Source organism: Novosphingobium sp. BL-S-20 (assembly GCF_055521635.1).
On sequence record NZ_CM145494.1, the window covers coordinates 1,372,861 to 1,387,455 of the forward strand.

A 14,595-nucleotide genomic window follows, 5' to 3' on the forward strand; every position below is an offset into this window, starting at 1 on the left:
GACTGCGCTGCGTTCCTTCCGATGAAACCGGGCGATGCAACCGGGCGACCGTGACTAGCCTCTGCCGGGGCGAGCGTCCACGCCTTTGCGGCTCGTCCCGAAATTGCCCCGGAATGGTCGAAGTGCATTCGTCCTACCTCGCTCGCTCCATTTATTTTTGCGAGAATTTGGCGGACAACGGCGGCGGGCGAACAATCGCCGACCGATTCTCGGGCAAAAATGTCGGGGCGTGTCCGGTTCCCGCCGGACCCGCCTTAAATGGAGGAGATGACATTGGCCGCTACCCTTAACTATCCGCTCGCCAGTCAAGGCATAGAAACCGGGGCGAAGATCCTGGCCAACCTGGGCACCGCGCCGCTGGTCGAGCAGGCCATCCGGAACGGCGAGGGCGTGCTGGCCGCAGATGGCCCGTTCGTCGTGGCGACCGGCAAGCACACCGGGCGTTCCGCCAAGGACAAGTTCATCGTCAAGGACGCCGAGACCGAGGATACGGTCTGGTGGGGCAAGACCAATGTGCCGATGACACCGGAGCACTTTGCCGCGCTGAAGGAGGATTTCCTCGCTGCGCTCGGCGGCAAGGACCAGCTCTATGTCGCCGACCTGTTCGGCGGCTCGCAGCCGGAACACCGCGTCAACGTGCGCGTGATCAACGAGTTCGCCTGGCACAACCTGTTCATCCGCACCCTGCTGGTGCGCCCGAGCGAAGCCGAACTGGCCGGGTTCGTGCCGGAATATACCATCATCGACCTGCCGAGCTTCCGCGCCGATCCCGAGCGCCACGGTTCGCGCACGGAGACGGTGATTGCGGTCAACTTCACCGAGAAGCTGATCCTGATCGGCGGCACCGCCTATGCGGGCGAGATGAAGAAGTCGGTCTTCGGCATCCTCAACTACCTGCTGCCGACCAAGGGCGTGATGCCGATGCACTGCTCGGCCAATATCGGCCCCGAGGGTGACACCGCCGTGTTCTTCGGCCTCTCCGGCACCGGCAAGACCACGCTTTCGGCGGACGCTTCGCGCACGCTGATCGGTGACGACGAGCATGGCTGGTCGGACACCGCCGTGTTCAACTTCGAGGGCGGCTGCTACGCCAAGATGATCCGCCTCTCGCCAGAGGCCGAGCCGGAAATCTTCGCGACGACCAAGCGCTTCGGCACTGTGCTCGAAAATGTGGTGATCGATCCCGAGACCCGCCAGATCGACCTCGACGACAACGCGCTGGCCGAGAACAGCCGCGGTTCCTACCCGATCGACTTCATCCCGAATTCTTCGGAGAAGAACCTCGGCCCGGTTCCGCAGAACATCATCTTCCTCACTGCCGATGCTTATGGGGTGCTGCCGCCGATCGCGCGTCTGACCCCAGATCAGGCGATGTACCACTTCCTCTCGGGCTATACCGCGCGCGTCGCGGGCACAGAGATCGGCGTGACCGAGCCGGAAGCGACGTTCTCCACCTGCTTCGGCGCGCCGTTCATGCCGCGTCATCCTTCGGTCTATGGCAACCTGCTCAAGGAGCGGATCGCCAAGGGCGGGGTGAAGTGCTGGCTGGTCAACACCGGCTGGTCGGGCGGCATGGCGACGATGGAAGGCATCAAGCGCATGCCGATCAAGGCCACCCGCGCGCTGCTCAACGCCGCGCTCGACGGTAGCCTCAATGACGCCGAGTTCAAGGAAGACCCGAACTTCGGCTTCGAGGTTCCGGTGGCAGTTCCGGGTGTTGACAGCAAGCTGCTCGACCCGCGCGGAGCCTGGGCCGACGGCGCCGAGTACGACAGGACCGCGCAGACGCTGGTGAAACAGTTCATCGACAACTTCACCCAGTTCGAAGCCCATGTCGACGAAGGCGTCCGCAAGGCGGCTCCCGTCGCGGCGTGATTTCTCGCTGAACAGCGCGCAATAACAACGGGGCCTCGGAACTTGCGTTTCGAGGCCCTTGTTTTGTCATCCAGACCGTGCATCTTCCAGTTCCCCTCTTTCCAGGAGAACGACCATGGGACTTTTCGACGGTATCCTTGGACAAGTCAGCGAACATGCCGATGTAGCGAACCTCGCCTCGAAGCTCGGCATCGAGCCGGCGCAGGCGGAAAAGGCGATTGCCGCGCTGGGCCTTGCGCATCAGGAAGAGGGGGACACCGCGCTGTTGGCGGCGGAGAAGACCGGCCTCGGCGTGGGCACGATCCAGCAGATCATCTCGGCGATCGGCGGCGAAGGCTCGCTCGGCCAGTTCGCCAGCCTCGTCGGCAGCGATCCGTCGAAGTTTACCGCCTTCCTCGACAAGGACGGCGACGGCAGCGTCATCGATGACCTGACCGATCTGGCCAAGGGCTTCTTCGGCAAGAAGTAGGCGCGAACGCGCCGTCCCGAATGTGATCCGGGACGGCGCTTCTCGTTTCGATCAGCCCGCCTTGCCGATGGCGATGTAGCTGTCGATGTTCTTCGCCAGCACGTCGAGCGGCACGTTGCCGCCGTCGACCACGGCTTGATCGAAGTCGCGCAAGTCGTAGCGCGTGCCGAGGGCCGCCTGGGCGCGGCTGCGCTGGCGGTTGATCTCGGAGTGCCCCATCTTGTAGCCGCAGGCCTGGCCCGGCCACGAACAGTAGCGGTCCACTTCGTTGACCACTTCCTCGCGCTTGTTGCCGTTCTGCTCCATGAAGAAGCGGACCGCCTGCTCGCGGCTCCAGCCCTTGGAGTGTAGGCCGGTATCGACGACCATGCGGCAGGCGCGGAAGGCGATCGACTGGAGATAGCCGAGCTGGCCGACCGGATCGTCGGCATAGGCGCCGAGTTCGTCGGCCAGCTGCTCGCCGTAGAGCGCCCAGCCTTCGGAATAGGCGTTGAAGGCCAGGATCGAGCGGATCAGCGGCAGGCGGTTAGCATATTCGCCCTGCCAGACGTGGCCGGGGATCGCCTCGTGATGGACCAGCGTGGGCAGGTCGTACTTGCGGTGCAGGTCGGTGGTGCGCAAGTTGATCCACATCTTGCCCGGCACCGAACCGTCGATCGAACCGGCGCCGCCGTAAGCGGTCGGCGCGCCGGGTTCCTCGGCCAGCGGCAGGCGGCGCACTTCGACATTGCCCTTCACCGGATCGCGGAAGGCGCGCGGCATCTGGGCGCGGATCCAGTCGACGCGCTGGCGGATGAAGGCCATGATCTCGGCGCGGCCGGGGTCGCCTTCGGGGAACATGAAGCGCTTGTCGGTGCCGAGCGCGGTCATCCGCTCGCCGACAGTGCCGGTGGTGTAGCCGAGTTTCCCCAGGATCGGGTCCATGCGGGCATGGAGCGCCGCCAGTTCCTCAAGACCGCGCTTGTGGATTTCCTCGGCGGGCACCGGGGTGGTGGTGCTGGCGCGCAAGGCCCAGGCGTAGAATTCGGCGCCGTGCGGACGCTCGCGCATGCCCGGATCGCCCTTGGCGAGGCCTCGCTGGCGCTTGAGTTCGGCGAGCTGGCGTTCGAGTGCGGGAACGACCTGCGCGGAAACGATGCCCTTCGCGCGACCTTCCCAGTCGCCGGGAATCGCCTTGGTGCGGCCGGTCAGCGAAGAGACGAGGCCGCCGCCGTTGTTGCGGGCGTCCTCGATCGTGCTGGTCATCTGGGCGATGGCGCGGTCAAGCAGGAAGTCCGGCGGGACGAGGCCCTGGTCGGTGGCCTTGCGGATGCGCTCCAGCTCGCCGTCGAGCTGACCGCCGAACTGCGAGAGGCGCGACACATAGGCCTCGGCATCCTCGGCGGTCTTCACCGGATGATCGGCGTCGAGGAACTTGGGGGTGTCGAGATAGGCGCCGACGTTCTGGATCACCACGTAGGGCGTATTGCGCCAGCCGCCCACGGCAACGTCGCCGTAAGGCTGGGCGAAGCCATCGAGCGAGGTCTTGTAGGCGCTGCGCACGACCGCAAGGCTGGTCTGCGTCGCATGGTCGAGGCCGCTTACCGGGAATGCCTCGACGCGGGCTAGGTCCTCGCGCAGGGTCCTGGCGACTGCGGCGCGGCCTGCAAAGGAGCGGTCCTCGGACTTGCTGCGCAGCGCGGCATGGGCACCGATATCGATGCCGAGGCTGGTCGCGTTCTCGGGATTGTGGTCCAGCAGACGCCAGGCGATCGAATCGAGCAGGGCGGCGGCGTCCTGCTGGTTCGAAGCGGTGGCGGCGCGCGCCACGCCGGGCAGGGCGATACCTGCTGTTCCGGCGGCGAGGAGCTGGAGGGTGGTGCGCCGCGAGAGGGAGGCGGCCGTCATGTCAGGGTTCTTCATGGCGGCGAAATCTGGCGAGGCCGCCTGTCCCTGTCAAACCCGCTCGCGCCGGGCGAAGGCCTGCGTTAGGGGATAAGCCATGGATATTGCCCTCTCGCTCATGACCCTGACCATCGCCGCGCTCGTGCTGGGAGCGATTGCGCTCTGGCGGCGGGGCGGCAGTCGCAAGCAGGCGGGGCTGATGCTGGTGCTGGCGGCGGTGCTCATCGCCAATGTCGCGATCTGGACGCTGCCGAATTCCGAGGGCGAGTCGCTGGTGAGGGCGGCAGATACGAAAAAGGCACCGGAGTAGGCCCCAGCGCCTTTTCGGTTCGACAGTATTTCCCGCTTATTTGATCGGGCAATCCGGCGCGAGGCGCATGTCGAGATAGTTGTCCACCGAGCGCATCAGGTCGTCCATCTCGTTCTCGAAGAAATGGTTCGCGCGCGGGATTTCATCGTGGTGGATGGTGATGTGCTTCTGCGTGCGCAGCTTGTCGACGAGCTTCTGCGTCGCGACCGGGGTGGCGACCGTATCGCCTGCGCCCTGGATCAGGATGCCCGAGGCCGGGCAGGGTGCGAGGAACGAGAAGTCGTACATGTTGGCGGGCGGTGCCACCGAGATGAAGCCGCGAATCTCGGGACGGCGCATCAGCAGCTGCATGCCGATCAGCGCGCCGAACGAGTAACCGGCGATCCAGGTGGTCGAGGCTTCGGGATGGATCGACTGTACCCAGTCGAGCGCTGCCGCCGCGTCGGACAGTTCGCCCACGCCGTTGTCGAAGCTGCCCTGGCTGCGGCCGACGCCGCGGAAGTTGAAGCGCAGGGTCGCGAAGCCGCGCGCGACGAAGGTCTTGTAGAGGTGCTGGGTGATGCGGTCGTTCATCGTCCCGCCCGCCTGCGGATGCGGGTGAAGGATCATCGCCACGGGCGCACGAGGACGCGGAGCGGGCTGGAAGCGGCCTTCGAGGCGGCCTTCGGGGCCGGGGAAGATGACTGCGGGCATGAGTTTCGCGAACCTGACCTGTTGAAACTCCCGCGAAAACGGCAGCGATTTGCTCGCCGGCCATCGCGGGAGTGGAAAAAGGGAAGATCGCTATATAGAAACCTTCGCTCCGAAAACAACTTTTCAAGCGATGTCAGCCCCACAGATCTATCTCGACCACGCGGCGACCACGCCGCTCCTGCCTCAGGCGCGCGAGGCGTGGCTGGAAGGCGCTGCGCTCTGGGCCAATCCGTCCAGTCCGCACAAGCAGGGCCGTGCCGCCCGCGCGGCGCTGGAAGACGCGCGAGAGCGGGTGAAGAAGGCGCTCGGCTGGCAGGGTGAAGTGATTTTCACCTCCGGGGCGAGCGAGGCTTTGGCGATCGGTCTCGGCCGGGCCAAGGCGGAGCGGCGGCTGGTCTCGGCGGTGGAGCACGATGCCGTGTTTCGCGCGGCACCCGATGCGCAGGAAATGCCGGTGCGGGAAGGAGAGGTCGATCCCGATGCATTGGCCGCTGCACTGGTGGAAGGCGGGCGGGCCGTGGTTGCTGTCCAGTCGATCAATTCGGAAACCGGCACGGTTCTGCTGCCCTATGCACATAACCCGTTGATCGAGCAGGTTCGCGCGGCGGGCGGGCTGGTTCTCGCGGATTGTTCGCAATCGGCGGGTAAGTCGCCGCTGCCAGAGGCGGACATGGTGGTGCTTTCGGCGCACAAGCTGGGTGGCCCGATCGGCATCGGCGCGCTGCTGGTCAAGGACTGGGCCATGCTGGAACCGAGTGGCGGGCAGGAGCGCGGCTATCGCGCCGGTACGGAGAACCTTCCGGGCGCGCTCGGTTTCGCGGCGGCTTTTGAAGCGGGGGGCATCGAGAACTGGGCGACGACAGCGGAGCAGCGCTTCGACTTCAGGAATGCGCTGTCGCGGCACGGCGAAGTTCTCCAGCCGGGCGTGCAATGCTCACATATCTTTGCTGTGGCCGCACCGCGACTGGCGGCGACGGCGATGCTGATCCGCATGGACGCCGCCGGGTTCGCGATCTCGGCGGGGAGCGCCTGTTCCTCCGGCACGCTTAAGCAGAGCCGGGTGCTCAAGGGATTCGGCATCGACGAGGACCTCGCCCGCCGCACCGTGCGCGTCAGCATCGGCTGGAATACGACGCCGGAACACCTCGACGCTTTCGCCGAGGCCTGGGCGCAAGTGAACGCATGATCTACCTCGACTATCAGGCGACCACCCCGCTGGCCCCCGAAGCGCGCGAGGCGATGCTGCCGTGGCTGGGCGGACCGGAAGCCATGGGCTTTGCCAATCCGCATAGCCCGCACCGTCCGGGCCGCGCCGCCGCCGCCATCGTCGAGGTGGCGCGCGCGCAGGTTGCCGCGCTCCTGCCGCCGGGAGGGCGCGTGATCTTCACTTCCGGCGCCACCGAGGCGATCAACCTTGCCTTGGCAGGAAGCAGCAGGAAGCGGCTTGCCGTCTCCGCCATCGAACATGCCGCCGTGCTGGATACCGCACGGGCGATCGATCCGGCGCTCTCCATTCTGCCGGTGGACAGCGAGGGGCTGGTCGATCCCGCCGCGCCGATCCCGGAAGGGACCGGCCTCGTCGCGGTCATGCAGGTCAACAACGAGATCGGCACTGTCCAACCGGTCGAGGCGCTGGCAGAAAGTGCCCATGCGATGGGCGCGCTGTTTCTCTGCGATGCCGTGCAAGGCGCGGGCAAGCTGGCGGCGCCCACCGGGGCCGACCTGATCGCGGTTTCGGCGCACAAGCTCTACGGCCCCAAGGGCATCGGCGCGCTCTGGGTGCGCGACGGGCTGGACCTCGCGCCGATGATCCATGGCGGCGGGCAGGAGCAGGGGCTGCGTTGCGGCACACTCAGCCCAGCACTTTGCGCCGGATTCGGCGCAGCCGCTGTGCTTGCAGCGAAGCGCATGGAGCAGGACGCGGCCCACGTCGAGGCCTTGTGGAGCGCCGCGCGGGAAGTGCTCTCGCGGTGGACGCTCAACGGTTCGGCGGAGCAGCGCTGGCACGGGAATCTCAATCTGCGGCTGCCGGGCCTCGACGTGGCGCGGCTCATGTCGGACCTCAGGAACATAGCCTTTTCTGCCGGTTCCGCCTGCGCCAGCGGTTCGGGACGACCGAGTCATGTGCTCAAGGCGATCGGACTTGCCGATTCCGATGCCAAAGCCTCTATCCGTCTGGGATTCGGGCGATATAGTGATCTCGGGGAGCTTAAGGATGCCTGCGAACGCATAGAAGCCGCAGCAGCGGCGCAGGGAGTCTGAGTTGCTGAACGTGAGGTTTTTGACCGCGGAAGGAAAACTCGTCGTGGCCGAGGCCGAGACGGGCGATGTCCTTCTGCGTGTGGCGCAGGGCGCCGGAATGCCGCTGGAAGGCACGTGCGAGGGCCAGATGGCCTGCTCGACCTGCCATGTGATCGTCTCGCCCGACTGGTTCGACCGGCTCGAACCCGCCTCGATGGACGAGGAAGACATGCTCGACCTTGCTGCCGGAGTGGCGCGGACCAGTCGCTTGTCCTGCCAGATCGAACTGAGCGAGGCGCTCGACGGGCTGGAAGTGCGCATCCCCGGCGTTTCGCGGGATATGCAGATCGGTTGATCGGTGAAAAATCGGAACGAATCGGGAAATCAAGTTCTGGAAAACGCTGGAATCCGACTTGGCACCGGGCCGAGCGCTGCTAGGTTCCCGGCATGGTGACCACGACCGACGAAGACTCAGATCCGTTCGACGCCATCGTCGATGCGCCTTTCGATGCCGCGCTGTCCGAGCGCTATCTCGTCTATGCGCTTTCCACGATCACGGCGCGTTCGCTGCCGGACTTGCGCGACGGGATGAAGCCGGTCCACCGGCGCCTGCTCTGGGCAATGCGGCAGCTCAAGCTCGATCCCGCCAGTGCCTACAAGAAGTCGGCCCGCGTCGTCGGCGACGTTATCGGTAAGTATCACCCGCATGGCGACGCCTCGGTCTACGATGCGATGGTGCGCCTCGCGCAGGATTTCTCGCTGCGCTATCCGCTGGTGCAGGGGCAGGGCAACTTCGGCAATATCGACGGCGATAACGCGGCCGCCTACCGCTATACCGAAGCGCGCCTGACGCGCACGGCGATCCACCTCATGGCGGGGCTGGACGAAGGCACCGTCGATTTCGTTCCCACCTACAACGGAGAAGAGAGCGAGCCGGAAATCTTCCCGGGTATCTTCCCGAACCTGCTGGCGAACGGCTCCACCGGCATCGCTGTGGGCATGGCCACTTCGATCCCCAGCCACAATGTCGCCGAGATCATCGACGCGACCTTGATGCTGATCGACAATCCCCATGCCGAGCACGACCAGCTCATGCAGGTCTTCCACGGCCCGGACTTCGCGACCGGCGGCCTCGTGGTCGACAGCCCCGACGCGATCAGCCACGCCTATGCCACCGGCAAGGGCGCCTTCCGCGTGCGCGGGCGGTTCTCGACCGGAAAGGATGAGGCAGGCAACTGGGAAGAAACCGGCGTCGAGAAGCTGGGCAGCGGCCAGTGGCAGCTGGTCATTTCCGAAATTCCCTACATGCTCGCCAAGGGCAAGCTGATCGAGCAGGTTGCCGCGCTTATCGCGGACCGCAAGCTGCCGATCCTCGAAGACATTCGCGACGAGAGCGACGAGCAGATCCGCATCGTCTTCGTGCCCAAGAGCCGCAATGTCGATCCCGAGATGCTCAAGGAGAGCCTCTACAAGCTCACCGATCTGGAAAGCCGCTTCTCGCTGAACCTCAACGTGCTGGATTCGCACCGCACGCCGGGGGTTTTGGGGCTGAAGCTGCTGCTGTCCGAATGGGTCTATAGCCAGATCGACATCCTGCTGCGCCGCACCCGGCACCGGCTGGAGAAGATCGCCTCGCGGCTGGAACTGGTCGCGGGCTATATCATCGCCTATCTCAACCTCGACCGGATCATCGAGATCATCCGTACCGAGGACGAGCCCAAGCCGGTGATGATGGCCGAGTTCGGGCTGACTGACCGCCAGGCCGAAGCCATCCTCAACATGCGCCTGCGTAGCTTGCGCAAGCTGGAGGAAATGGAGCTTCGCAAGGAGCACGAGGACCTGCTGAAGGAGCAGGACGAGCTCAACAGGCTGCTCGAAAGCCCGGCCCGCCAGCGTACTCGTTTGAAGCGCGATCTCACCAATCTGCGCAAGGACTATGCCGAGAACACCGAACTCGGCCGTCGCCGCACCACGATCGCGCAGGCGACGCCGACGGTCGAATTCTCGATGGACGCGATGATCGAGAAGGAGCCGGTGACGGTGATCCTCTCGGCACGCGGCTGGATTCGCGCGGCCAAGGGCCATGTCGCCTTGGACGGCGATTTCAAGTTCAAGGAAGGCGACGGCCCGGCCTTCGCATTCCATGCGCAGACGACCGACAAGATCCTGATCGCGGTGGACAACGGGCGCTTCTACACACTCGGCGCCGACAAGCTGCCGGGCGCGCGCGGTTTCGGCGAGCCGATCCGCACCATGGTCGATATCGACGCCGAGGCGCATATCGTCGCGGCGCTGCCCTATAAGCCTAAGGCGCAGCTGCTGCTCGCCTCGAACGTGGGGCGCGGCTTCGCGGCCGAGGCGGACGAGTTGCTCGCCGAAACCCGCAAGGGCCGCGCAGTCATGTCGACCAAGCAGGGCGTGCAGCTTGCCTTCGTGCGCGAGATTCCGGCGGAGCACGATCACGTCGCGGTCGTCGGCGACAATCGCAAGCTGGTGATCTTCAGCCTTGAGGAACTGCCGGTCATGGCCAAGGGGCAGGGCGTCACGCTCCAGCGCTATCGTGACGGCGGGCTGTCGGACATCATCACGCTCAAGCTGGAGGACGGTCTTTCCTGGACCATGGGCGGCGATACCGGCCGCACGCGGACCGAGAAGGATATGGTCATGTGGAAGGTCGCGCGCGGCGCGGCAGGCCGCCTGCCGCCAGTCGGGTTCCCGCGGGATAACAAGTTTCAGGGGTGAGCGTAGGGGGCATGTCTCAGGGCTCCCCAGTGTTCGTCATTGCGAGCGTAGCGAAGCAATCCAGAGTCGCGCAGAGCCGCTCTGGATTGCCGCGTCGGCTTCGCCTCCTCGCAATGACGAAGGGGGGGCTGAATGGATCGACGTTCGCGAAGGTGCCTTACGTCTCGGCTTGCGGATGATGCGGCACGAGGATCAGCGTCCGTCCCTCGACCCGCCAGCTCGCCAGCCGCGAGAGCAGGTTCATGCCGATGACGTTCTGGTCTTCCAGCCCCGGCGCCACCACCACGTCGAGTTGACGGGCGACGATGCTGCCGAAGCGAAGTTCGTCCACCGTGCCCAACTCGGCCGCGACAGTACCGTTGGCCGTGCGCATGGCGATGTTCTGGCGCAGCGGCTGCGCACGGACTTCGGCGGTATTGGCTAATCGTGGCGAGATCGCCGTCAGCGTCGCGCCGGTGTCGACGAGGAAATCGCCTGCGACGCCGTTGATCGTCGCGTGAACCCAGAAATGGCCGTCCGGCTTCATCGGCACGCGGGTCTCGCCGCCGCTCACGCTCTGGCGCGAGAGGCCGAGTTCCGGGAGTTCGACGCCCGGTAGGGCGAAGTCGGTACCGCTGGTGAGGCGGGTCGCCTGCGCCACCGTCAGCAGCAGCGCGGCGACGAGGCCGAGATTGCCGACCCCGCGAATGAAGCCGCCCAGCAGCGGCAAGGGACCGCGCAGCAATCCGCCCAGCACGGTGATGAAGATCGCCGCCAGTGCGAGCGCCAGCAGCGGTTGGCTCGCCAGGAAAGACAGGAGTTCGGGAAAGTCCATCAGCGGCCCATAACAGGAACACCCTGTCGGAATGCTGACCGGATCACGGCTTAGGTGCGGCGCGCGGCACGAGGATCAGGCGGTTGTTCTCGACCCGCCAGCTAGCCAGCTGCGAGAGCAGGTTCATGCCGATGACATTGGTTTCCACCTCGCCGTTAAGACGGGCCTGCACCCAGTAGTGTCCATCGGCGCGCAGCGGGATCACCGTTTCGCTGCCCTCGATCGCGGGCGGCCGCGTCTCGTCCAGCCAGAGTGCGGCTTCCGAGCGGGTGTTGTGGAGCGCGATCTGCGTCACCGTCAGCAGCAGGGCAGCCACGAGGCCGAGGTTCGACAGGTTCCGCAGGCTCTGGCCAAGGCGTGGGCGGCGTTGGGCCAGCATTCCCGCCGCCACTGCGACAAGAATCGCCAGGATGGTCAGCGCGAGCAGCGGCTTCGCGTAGAAAAGGCTGCCCAGCTCGCCAAGGCTCATGAGTTCAGGCCGGCCAGTTCGGCATCGAGCAGGGCCGAGACGCGGGCTTCGTCCGGGAAGCCCTCGGCGATCCAGCGGTCCTCGACCCGGCGCAGCAGGCGGGCGACTTCCGGCCCGGCGCCGACTCCGCGCGCGACGATCTGCCCGCCCTTGAGGGGGAAGGCCGGAACGTCCCAACCGGAAAGCGGCGAGGCATCGGCTCCGGCGATCAGCATGCGGTCCAGCGCGCTTTCGGTGCCGAGGCGGTAGGCGAGGGCGCGGGGCTCTCCGGTCTCCTCGGTGCGGGCGGCAGCGGCGGCGAGGCGCTTCTTCTGCGCGCCCGAAAGGCGGAAGCGCGAGGCGACCTGTTCGGCCAGCGGCACTTGCGCGGGCAGCAGCGCGGCAAGGCGGCGGATCGCTTCGGGGGCGATACCCTGCACCTGCTCCACTGCGACGAGAGCGGCGAGCGCTTCCGGGTCGGCCTCGGGCAGGATCACTGCCAGCACGCCGAGTTCGGCCATGCGGGCCACGGTCGGCGCCGGATCGGGCAGGCCGAGCAGGTTCATCATCTCCATGCCGACCCGCTCGCGCGACAGGCCCTTGAGGGTTGGCGCGAGTTCGGCGCAGGCGCTTTCGGCCTCCGGATCGGCAGGGACCGTGCCGAAGCGGGCCTGAAAGCGGAAGTAGCGCAGGATGCGCAAGTGATCCTCGCGGATGCGCTGCCGGGCATCGCCGATGAAGCGCACATGCCGTGCGGTGAGGTCCGCAAGGCCGCCGAACCAGTCGAAGATTTCGCCCGTGGCCGGATCGGCGTAGAGCGCGTTGATCGTGAAATCGCGCCGCGCCGCATCCTCGCGCCACTCGGTGGCGAAGGCGACGGTGGCGCGGCGACCGTCGGTGGAGACGTCGTGGCGCAAGGTGGTGATCTCGACCGGGCCGCCGGGCAGCACCGCCGTGACGGTGCCGTGCTCGATGCCGGTGGGGACATGGCGGATTTGCGCGGCCCAGAGCCGCTGCATGACGTCTTCGGGCAGCAGCGAGGTGGCCATGTCGATGTCCTTCACCGGCTGGCCGAGCAGGGTGTCGCGCACCGCGCCGCCGACGTAGCGGGCCTTGTCATGGCCGAGCGCGGCGACCAGCGCGGCAAGATCGTCGCGGGTCATCCAGTCGGCGGTCAGTTTCTCAGTCATTCCAGTTCAGCCTGCGGGCAAGATTGTGAAGGATGGCGCCGGTGACGCCCCAGATGCGGTGGTCGTGCCAGTTGATCTCGACGAAGGCATGGCGGGCGCCTTCGGCTTCGATCCATTTCGTCTTCTGGTTGGCCGGGTCGAGCACGAATTCGGCCGGGGCCTCGAACCACTGCGCCACTTCGGCAGGGTTCGGGACGATCGGCAGGTCGGGCGGGATAACGCCGATCACCGGGGTGATCTCGTAGCCGCTGCCGGTGCGATAGAGGTCGCCGGTGCCGATCACCTGCACGTCGCGAGGACGGATGCCGAGTTCCTCGTGCGCTTCCCTGAGCGCGCCCTCGACGGCGGTCTCGCCGGGATCGAGGCGGCCGCCGGGGAAGGCGATCTGGCCGGGATGGGCGCGCATCGTCGAGGGGCGGTGCAGCAGCAGCATGCCGGGGCGCGGGCGCTCGGTCAGGGTGATGAGCACGGCGGCGGGCTTGAAAGTCTCGATCCGGTTGATGCGCGGGTCGATCCAGAGTTCGCCGGGCGCGTCCTTCTTTCCGGCGGCAAAGCGGCGGGAGACATCGTCGAACAAGGTGCTCATGCCGGGAGGAGCCCGAAGCGTGCGCCCTGGCTCACCACCGTGAGGTCGTCCCCGCCCGCCAGCGCGATTTCGGCAAGCTGGCCGTAAGTGCTGCGGTTGAGGCGGGCCTCGGTGCCGTTGCGGACGCCGAGGTAGATCGCGGGCGTTTCAGGATCGCCCTCGCTGCGGATCGGGTGGTCCGGTCCGGCGATGACGAACTCGTCGGTGTTGAGGCGGAATACCAGCGTATCGCCGTCCTGCCGCACGTCGACGGCAATGAAGGGAGCGTCCTCGACTTCGATCGACAGCTTTTCGACCGGCGTGACCAGCCAGTGCTGGCCGTCCTTGCCCCGCAGCAGCAGCGAGGCGAAAGCGCGGACCATCGCAGGGCGGCGGATTTCGCCGCCCTGATGGAACCAGCGACCATCGGCGCGGATCGTCATCTCGCTGTCGCCCAGATGCTGCGGCGACCATTCGGAGACGGGTGGCAGACTGCGGGCCGCAACCAGCTCGGCCACCTGGGTGAGCGAGAGGGCGTTCAGATCGGGCGGCGGTTCATAAGGCATGGTTTCCCGATGCCAGATAGGGCGCTATGCGCCAAGGGCCAGATAAGGCGCTGTGCGCCAAGGGTAACAACCGATCAGCGCAGCCAGGGACCGAGCATGCCTTCGCGGGGCAGCACGGCGGGGTTCTCGCAGCGGACGAGCAGGCGGTGCCGCTCGAACGGGCCGGGCAGGTTCCAGCCTTGCGTCCACTGGTTGGTGTAGCCCCAGAAGCGGCCGTAGTACTCGGGATCGCCGACCATGACCTGCGGCAGCGGCGCGCGCGAATCGATACCCGCCATCGCCGCCGACATCAGCGCCTGACCGTAGCCCTGGCCCTGATGGCCGGGCATGACCGCGACCGGGCCGACCATGATCATCGGGTGGGCGCGGCCTTCCGGATCGTTGAGAGCGACCGGCCAGCACTGGATCGTGCCGACCAGCATCTCGTCGGCATCGAGCGCGGCGAAGCTGAGACCGGGGAGCCAGTCCACGCCCACGCGCACCTTGTAGGCAGTGCGCTTGTGTCGCTCGGGTTCGAACGCGCTGTCGAGCAGAGCCTCGACGAGAACGGGATCGACATTGTCGAGCGGAATGAGAGTGGCAGCTTCGGACATGGCGCGCGCCACTAGGTGCGGCGGGGGCATTTGTCGATTCAATTCGCAATGGGTCCCGCCGGTGTCATCCGGGCGAGCGGTCTGTTTCCACGTCATGCTGAACTTGTTTCAGCATCCATTTTGCCGAACAGACCGAAGCCCGAGCGGCGCGATGGATGCTGAAACAAGTTCAGCATGACGAAGGTTGTGAACGCGAGGCCTTGCC

Annotated in this window: 15 protein-coding genes; 7 read left to right on the plus strand and 8 right to left on the minus strand. The window is 66.3% G+C overall.

Annotation, left to right across the window (positions count from 1 at the left end; genetic code table 11):
• Positions 1 to 267 precede the first annotated feature (267 nt).
• Positions 268 to 1,875: a phosphoenolpyruvate carboxykinase gene (locus ACZ1II_RS14310; RefSeq protein WP_465147035.1), complete on the plus strand. Its 1,608-nt coding sequence runs from the start codon at positions 268 to 270 to the stop codon at positions 1,873 to 1,875.
• A gap of 115 nt (positions 1,876 to 1,990) precedes the next feature.
• Entirely contained in the window at positions 1,991 to 2,344 is a 354-nt protein-coding gene (locus ACZ1II_RS14315; RefSeq protein ID WP_465147036.1) for a hypothetical protein, read from the plus strand.
• A gap of 51 nt (positions 2,345 to 2,395) precedes the next feature.
• On the opposite strand, the gene ACZ1II_RS14320 is transcribed toward ACZ1II_RS14315, so the two are convergent.
• Positions 2,396 to 4,231 carry a DUF885 domain-containing protein gene (locus ACZ1II_RS14320; protein WP_465147037.1) on the minus strand — a complete coding sequence of 612 codons (1,836 nt, stop codon included), beginning with the start codon at positions 4,229 to 4,231 and terminating at the stop codon, positions 2,396 to 2,398.
• Between the two features lie 94 nt (positions 4,232 to 4,325).
• On the opposite strand from ACZ1II_RS14320, the gene ACZ1II_RS14325 reads away from it, so the two are divergent.
• Positions 4,326 to 4,538, plus strand: coding sequence for a hypothetical protein (locus ACZ1II_RS14325; RefSeq protein ID WP_147219703.1), 213 nt, complete (start codon positions 4,326 to 4,328; stop codon positions 4,536 to 4,538).
• A gap of 36 nt (positions 4,539 to 4,574) precedes the next feature.
• Here the strand turns inward: ACZ1II_RS14325 and ACZ1II_RS14330 are convergent, their stop codons facing one another.
• A complete protein-coding gene (locus tag ACZ1II_RS14330; protein WP_147219702.1) occupies positions 4,575 to 5,231 on the minus strand; it encodes an alpha/beta hydrolase in 657 nt (218 codons plus the stop codon).
• Between the two features lie 130 nt (positions 5,232 to 5,361).
• On the opposite strand from ACZ1II_RS14330, the gene ACZ1II_RS14335 reads away from it, so the two are divergent.
• The 4 genes from ACZ1II_RS14335 to parC all read left to right on the plus strand — a co-directional run bounded on the left by ACZ1II_RS14335 (position 5,362) and on the right by parC (position 10,214).
• Positions 5,362 to 6,417, plus strand: a complete 1,056-nt coding sequence (locus ACZ1II_RS14335; RefSeq protein ID WP_465147038.1) for a cysteine desulfurase family protein — start codon at positions 5,362 to 5,364, stop codon at positions 6,415 to 6,417.
• Positions 6,414 to 7,493 carry a cysteine desulfurase family protein gene (locus tag ACZ1II_RS14340; protein ID WP_465147039.1) on the plus strand — a complete coding sequence of 360 codons (1,080 nt, stop codon included), beginning with the start codon at positions 6,414 to 6,416 and terminating at the stop codon, positions 7,491 to 7,493. The genes ACZ1II_RS14335 and ACZ1II_RS14340 overlap by 4 nt, the downstream gene beginning before the upstream one ends.
• A gap of 1 nt (position 7,494) precedes the next feature.
• On the plus strand, positions 7,495 to 7,827 hold the full coding sequence (locus tag ACZ1II_RS14345; RefSeq protein ID WP_465147040.1) for a 2Fe-2S iron-sulfur cluster-binding protein: 333 nt from the start codon (positions 7,495 to 7,497) through the stop codon (positions 7,825 to 7,827).
• Positions 7,828 to 7,919: 92 nt separating this feature from the next.
• Positions 7,920 to 10,214: a DNA topoisomerase IV subunit A gene (gene parC / locus ACZ1II_RS14350; protein ID WP_465147041.1), complete on the plus strand. Its 2,295-nt coding sequence runs from the start codon at positions 7,920 to 7,922 to the stop codon at positions 10,212 to 10,214.
• A 157-nt stretch (positions 10,215 to 10,371) separates the two neighbouring features.
• Here the strand turns inward: parC and ACZ1II_RS14355 are convergent, their stop codons facing one another.
• From ACZ1II_RS14355 to ACZ1II_RS14380, 6 genes are all read right to left on the minus strand, one after another.
• Complete coding sequence (locus ACZ1II_RS14355) at positions 10,372 to 11,028, minus strand: retropepsin-like aspartic protease family protein (protein ID WP_465147042.1); 657 nt, start codon at positions 11,026 to 11,028, stop codon at positions 10,372 to 10,374.
• 43 nt (positions 11,029 to 11,071) lie between these two features.
• Positions 11,072 to 11,497: a hypothetical protein gene (locus ACZ1II_RS14360; RefSeq protein WP_465147043.1), complete on the minus strand. Its 426-nt coding sequence runs from the start codon at positions 11,495 to 11,497 to the stop codon at positions 11,072 to 11,074.
• The gene (locus ACZ1II_RS14365) at positions 11,494 to 12,666 is read right to left on the minus strand and encodes a CCA tRNA nucleotidyltransferase (RefSeq protein WP_465147044.1); all 1,173 of its coding nucleotides are present in this window, start codon (positions 12,664 to 12,666) and stop codon (positions 11,494 to 11,496) included. Before ACZ1II_RS14365 ends, ACZ1II_RS14360 begins: the two co-directional genes overlap by 4 nt.
• Positions 12,659 to 13,252 (minus strand): CoA pyrophosphatase, encoded by a 594-nt coding sequence (locus ACZ1II_RS14370; protein ID WP_465147045.1) that lies wholly within the window; start codon positions 13,250 to 13,252, stop codon positions 12,659 to 12,661. The genes ACZ1II_RS14365 and ACZ1II_RS14370 overlap by 8 nt, the downstream gene beginning before the upstream one ends.
• Positions 13,249 to 13,797, minus strand: coding sequence for a DUF1285 domain-containing protein (locus ACZ1II_RS14375; protein WP_465147046.1), 549 nt, complete (start codon positions 13,795 to 13,797; stop codon positions 13,249 to 13,251). Before ACZ1II_RS14375 ends, ACZ1II_RS14370 begins: the two co-directional genes overlap by 4 nt.
• Before the next feature lie 74 nt (positions 13,798 to 13,871).
• Positions 13,872 to 14,420, minus strand: a complete 549-nt coding sequence (locus tag ACZ1II_RS14380) for a GNAT family N-acetyltransferase (protein WP_465147047.1) — start codon at positions 14,418 to 14,420, stop codon at positions 13,872 to 13,874.
• Positions 14,421 to 14,595: the final 175 nt, after the last annotated feature.